We start from the raw sequence: 5,092 nt of genomic DNA, 5'->3' as shown, positions 1-5,092 counted from the left end.
ACGCCAAAAATCCCTACTTTTATATTGAAAGCAGGGATTTTACTTTGTATTCAATTATGAGTTTTTAAATTAAAGCACTACACTACATTTAAGTAAAGTATTTCACAATCCTCTACATAAATATATCAAAAAAGGCAATGCAATTAGAAGTATAGCATTTGCCTTCGGTCTAATATGAGAGTTCTATTTTTTAAGTTGATCTTTTATCCCAACTAACTTGTTTTTAATAAGGGGGTCAATTTCGTCAGGTAAATGATTTAACCCAAAAAATTGTGCTTCTATTCCTTGGTTACCTCCAGGTGTTATGTCTCCCTCGTACTTGGTACATAAATAACCAATCGCAACCGTTTGATACTCATCTCCACTTTCCTCTACACGATTTATTAATTCTTTTCCTGAATAGACACCAAATAATTCTAATTCTTTTATCTGTACGCCTATTTCTTCAAAGACTGTTCGTGTAAGACACTCCTCAACTGACTCATTTAACTGCAAGATTCCACCTGGAATCCCCCAAGTCGCTCCTGAATATCTACTTAATAAAATTTCTCCGCAATGATTAACAATAGCCACACTTGGTCTAACAATTATTAGTGGAGAATTCCCAATCATTTGTCTCATATTTTCACAATAATCCATACATACCTCCGTGATATTAACTTATTTACATTTACCCTGCACAACAAGATAATTTCGAAACATCTTTGTCAAACGTAAGAGCAGTTAGTCTTAATCCTTCTGCCATTGTTAAATATGGTGCAAGGCTATCTTTTAAATCCTCTACGGTTAAACCGAACTTAATTACTAATGTCGCTGTATAAATAACTTCTCCTGCATTTTCAGATACAATATGAACACCAAGAACTTTTAATGTTTTAGCATCAGCAACAATCTTAAATACACCTGTCGTTTCACGGTTTACTAATGCTCTTGGAACGGCATCTAAAGATAATACAGATGTTTTTACTTCATAGCCTTGTTCTTTTGCTTGTTCTTCCGTTAAACCTACTGTTGCAATTGATGGATTCATAAAAGTAACAGCAGGAACAACGGATAAATCTAGTTTTTTATTTAGCCCACCAATCGCATTATCAGCAACAACCCCACCTTCATAGGCTGCTACATAGACAAATTGCGACCCTAATGTTACATCTCCTGCTGCATAAATGTTCTCATTACTTGTTCTGGCGTAATCATCTATCAGGATCTCATTTAGTTTTCCAACTTTTACACCTGCTGCCTTTAAGTTTAAGGTATCGGTATTTGGTTTTCTTCCTGTTGCAACAAGTAATTGTTCTGATTCCATAACTTTTTTCTTGCTATTTACCGTTATATAAATCTTCTTTGCATCTCCAACTTGTTCTATACGCTCATAAGTTACCCCTTTTACTAGGTTTATACCTTGTTCTGTCAAAACTTTTTCCACTGCTTCTGAAATCTCTGGGTCATATTCTTTTAAAAGACACTCACTTCTTTGTATAAGTGTTACTTCTGAACCTAAATTATGGAATAGTTGCCCAAGTTCCAATCCGATATAACCTGAACCAATAACGGTTAATCGTTTAGGCACCTTTTTTAATTCGAGTAGTGTTGTACTTGTTAGATAATCAACTTCTTCAAGTCCTGAAATCGCTGGTATAGATGTCGAAGCACCTGTTGCGATTAAAAAGCGTTTGGCAGAAAGTTTATCACCATTTACTTCAACTGTATTCTCATCAACAAACTTAGCTTCACCCTTTATTAAATCAATGCCATATTCATCTATTAAATCTATATATTTCTGATTTCTAAGTTCGTCAACTAATTCATCTTTTTGATTCACTAAAGAGGCTAAATCGACCTCTCCAGCGTAGGTTTTTAACCCTGTGAACGAATTTACTTTTGCTGAATGGTTGATTTCCCCTGCTCTTAGAAGTGTTTTTGATGGTACACACCCAATATTCACACAAGTTCCTCCAACCGTACCACGTTCAATCATACCAACCTTAGCCCCATATTCAATTGATTTAATAGCAGCAGAAAATGCAGCCCCACCTGAACCGATAATAAGTAGATCATAATCATCTTTATGATCTAACACTACATTTTTAGTGGATGAAATTTCCTCTACATATTCAGATGTGTATTTTGCTTGTGTAATTGCCAGTTCTGCTTGCTCTACATTAATTTCATTAGGTAATTCAAATACCGATTCACCACGACGAAAACTGGTTTCGATATTTTTAGCACCTACGCTGTTTAATGCAGCATCAATATGTTGTTCACATCCTGTACAAGTCATTCCATTGATTTTAACCCGATATTTTTTCACTATTTATTCCTCCTTTAAAATTAATTGTTATATTCAATCAAATATTAACGTTTCAATAATAGGACATTGATTTAATGCTTTTTGGTCTGGACAACGACTTTTTAAGTCCTTTAACAATGTTTCAATACGCCTTAAATCTGCAATTTGTTCCTGAATTTCTATTTCCTTTTTTGATACAAATTCAAATATATTTTTGCAACGAACTTCATCATTATCAACAACTCCAAGCAGTTTATAGATTTCACTCAATGAAAAGCCAAGGTCTTGTAGTCTTTTGATAAATTTTACACGCTTAACATCATCATCTGAATATATCCTATAACCTGCATTCGTTCGGGAAGGTTCTTTTAATAATGCTCTTTGTTCGTAATATCTAATCGTCTCTTTATTTACATCGCATTTTTCTGCAAATACACTAATTCTGTAACTCATATTATCCCCCTATAAATACAATAAACCGCGTACCCTAGTACACGGTCAAGTATAATATTAATTTTCTCTTCTTCAAGTATTCTGCCCCGTTTGTTTAAGTACATTACTTCACTCTATAAATTCATTTTAGCATAATTTTTTCCATTTCCCTTTCAAAAGAAAGAATTTCGTTTGATATTATGCGAATATTTAACACCAGTTTTGACATCGATTTTAACAAGACCACATAAATTTATGCGGTGTTACTAATAATGTTGCGAATTGAGGTGTTAAAGACATTCTTTAAAGTATATAAACATTGATACAACAGAAAAAAGGAAGTGCGAATTAGTTTGCTAATTGCACTTCCAAAACCATTGTTATTTGCTATTTTCTCCCCTTGTTCCGAACCAGTTAAGAAAAGACTATCTCCTTTTACCATATTAAGAATAAAGCATCATTAACAATTTCATCTTCAATTAATTCTCCCGTTTTTTGAAGTCTGTTTATCATACTAACTCCAAAATTTACATATGTAGCTCGTTCAAATAGTCCTTCTGCTAGCGTTACACTTATATCTTCTTTTCCACTCTACTTGTTTCCATTGATTGAGAGCATAACTTTTACTCCACGATCTTTACATACACTAAACTTATTCCATAAATCCTCTATTTTGAATTCCTGAGAGCCGTATAGGATAGATTGAGAATAAGTTTATGGAGGGTCACAATAAATTAAATCTCCTTCTTGTATTTCAACTCCTTGTAATTTTAATATAGAGGAGTTTTAAAAGACAATGTAGTTATTCTATAAACTAAGTGTAAAGGGAAGTATTGACAAAGCAAAGAGAGAGCAAAGCTAACTCACAGGCTTACACTCTCTTTGTTTTTATTGTTGTTGTAAGGATCTAAAACTTTTCATTTTCTTTCCTGCTGCCGATGCAAGGCTCGTTGGAGTGTGTCCATATGTGTTTCTAAGAATATTCATAGCCATAGTTCTCTCCCGCTTATTTCCTAACTCAACAACTTCTTGTAGAGTCCATAGAACGATTTTCATAGTAAATTCTTTTTTCATATAATCAGCCCCTTTCTTTTCCTGTGTGTACACTTGCTAACTTGAGTAATTGTTAGCCGAGCTGTCTTTTGTAAATTGCTTATACTATAAAGTTATTAACTCTTATGAAAAAACCTTTATTTATAATTATAGGTCTTTTTACTTATTTTTAAGTAAAGAGAAGTAAAGACTGGAAGATGATGTGGATGCACGTTAAGTTTTCAGTAGATTATCAAGTAATTAAAAATAATTTATAAGGAGTTTGGTAGAATGCTGAAATTTGATGAAGAAGCAATTTATAAAGCAACAACAGAGGATAAGGATTTCTTTAATAGTGAGCTAAGAATTGATATTAGAGAAGAGGGAGCTGGAATTTATGATGATATGTACGATCTAATTATATATACAGATTATTATATTGACTTTCATAATATTCGTTCAATTGTATTCTGTAATGAATTTATGTTATGTGTAGATCAGAAGATGGGGCTATTCAGGGCACATGATGGGTTGTATCAGATAAGAATGACTGAACAATTTATTGTGGGAAAGCAGCACATTGCATTTTTGAAATTTACTTTCTTAATGGATTCTAAAATGTACAAAATGATGAAACATTTTAATATAAAAAAGAAGGAAGAAATACTACAACGACAAGAAGAGTTAAAAGAAAAAGACAAGTAGGATAACTCCTGCCGTCTTTTTCTTTTTTAAATACTATTAATAAGTTTTTCAAACTCTTCTGTATTATTTTCTGATTTAAAATCATCTTCAAGAGAGAAGTATTCGTCTAAGTAGTAATCTTTCAGTTTATCAAGATGATCTAGTAAATCTACTTTGTCATCATATTTATACTCGTCATATCTATCGCCTGCTACAATTAGCAACTTATAAATACCTTCCTCTTGACTTACAAGTACACTTACTAAATTTAAATAACTAATTTCTTTTCTAATATATATTCCTCCTTATCGCTCAACCCTACTGTGAAACAGGTAGTGTGTGCTACCGTACTATCATTTTGTATATGTATATCTAATTACAATGCTATCTGTCTTCTTGTTTTAACTTTATAATATTTTAAATATTTACACAACGATTATTATATGATACCATTTATCGTTTTCTGTAATTTTCTAAAAACTTTTTACCGTGAATGTTGAATTTATTTTTGGTTGAGAATGAGTAAATTCAGTTAGAATATTCAACATACATTCTATGCTGTATTTGATAAGCTAAAACTGAGCCACCATAGCAATTGAAAAGTGAGCCACTTTTATATGAAAATAATCCTAACTTCATAGAGTTAGGAGCGTA

At 32.3% G+C, this 5,092-nt stretch carries 6 protein-coding genes; 1 reads left to right on the top strand and 5 read right to left on the bottom strand.

Features of this window, described 5'->3' with window-relative positions; genetic code table 11:
• Positions 1-183 precede the first annotated feature (183 nt).
• The 4 genes from CRO45_RS19565 to CRO45_RS19545 form a co-directional block, all read right to left on the bottom strand.
• On the bottom strand, positions 184-639 hold the full coding sequence (locus CRO45_RS19565; protein ID WP_097151295.1) for an NUDIX domain-containing protein: 456 nt from the start codon (positions 637-639) through the stop codon (positions 184-186).
• A 31-nt stretch (positions 640-670) separates the two neighbouring features.
• On the bottom strand, positions 671-2,281 hold the full coding sequence (gene merA, locus CRO45_RS19560; RefSeq protein WP_408057176.1) for a mercury(II) reductase: 1,611 nt from the start codon (positions 2,279-2,281) through the stop codon (positions 671-673).
• Between the two features lie 63 nt (positions 2,282-2,344).
• Positions 2,345-2,743, bottom strand: coding sequence for an Hg(II)-responsive transcriptional regulator (gene merR, locus CRO45_RS19555; protein ID WP_097151293.1), 399 nt, complete (start codon positions 2,741-2,743; stop codon positions 2,345-2,347).
• Positions 2,744-3,610: 867 nt separating this feature from the next.
• Positions 3,611-3,796 (bottom strand): hypothetical protein, encoded by a 186-nt coding sequence (locus CRO45_RS19545; protein ID WP_097151292.1) that lies wholly within the window; start codon positions 3,794-3,796, stop codon positions 3,611-3,613.
• Between the two features lie 249 nt (positions 3,797-4,045).
• Between CRO45_RS19545 and CRO45_RS19540 the strand changes: the two genes are divergently transcribed.
• Positions 4,046-4,459: a hypothetical protein gene (locus CRO45_RS19540; protein ID WP_097151291.1), complete on the top strand. Its 414-nt coding sequence runs from the start codon at positions 4,046-4,048 to the stop codon at positions 4,457-4,459.
• A gap of 26 nt (positions 4,460-4,485) precedes the next feature.
• Here CRO45_RS19540 and CRO45_RS20195 read toward each other — a convergent pair whose 3' ends face one another.
• On the bottom strand, positions 4,486-4,662 hold the full coding sequence (locus CRO45_RS20195) for a hypothetical protein (RefSeq protein WP_170949570.1): 177 nt from the start codon (positions 4,660-4,662) through the stop codon (positions 4,486-4,488).
• Between the last annotated feature and the right edge of the window lie 430 nt (positions 4,663-5,092).

Source organism: Ureibacillus acetophenoni, from assembly GCF_900220965.1.
Lineage (GTDB): Bacteria > Bacillota > Bacilli > Bacillales_A > Planococcaceae > Ureibacillus > Ureibacillus acetophenoni.
The sequence above is the reverse complement of the archived record's forward strand: the minus strand, read 5'-3'. Positions and strand labels throughout refer to the sequence as shown.

Coding starts and splice junctions, on each gene's coding strand:
- CRO45_RS19565 (WP_097151295.1), bottom strand. CDS start 639: ATGGATTATTGTGAAAATATGAGACAAATGATTGGGAATTCTCCACTA.
- merA (WP_408057176.1), bottom strand. CDS start 2,281: ATGACTTGTACAGGATGTGAACAACATATTGATGCTGCATTAAACAGC.
- merR (WP_097151293.1), bottom strand. CDS start 2,743: ATGAGTTACAGAATTAGTGTATTTGCAGAAAAATGCGATGTAAATAAA.
- CRO45_RS19545 (WP_097151292.1), bottom strand. CDS start 3,796: ATGAAAAAAGAATTTACTATGAAAATCGTTCTATGGACTCTACAAGAA.
- CRO45_RS19540 (WP_097151291.1), top strand. CDS start 4,046: ATGCTGAAATTTGATGAAGAAGCAATTTATAAAGCAACAACAGAGGAT.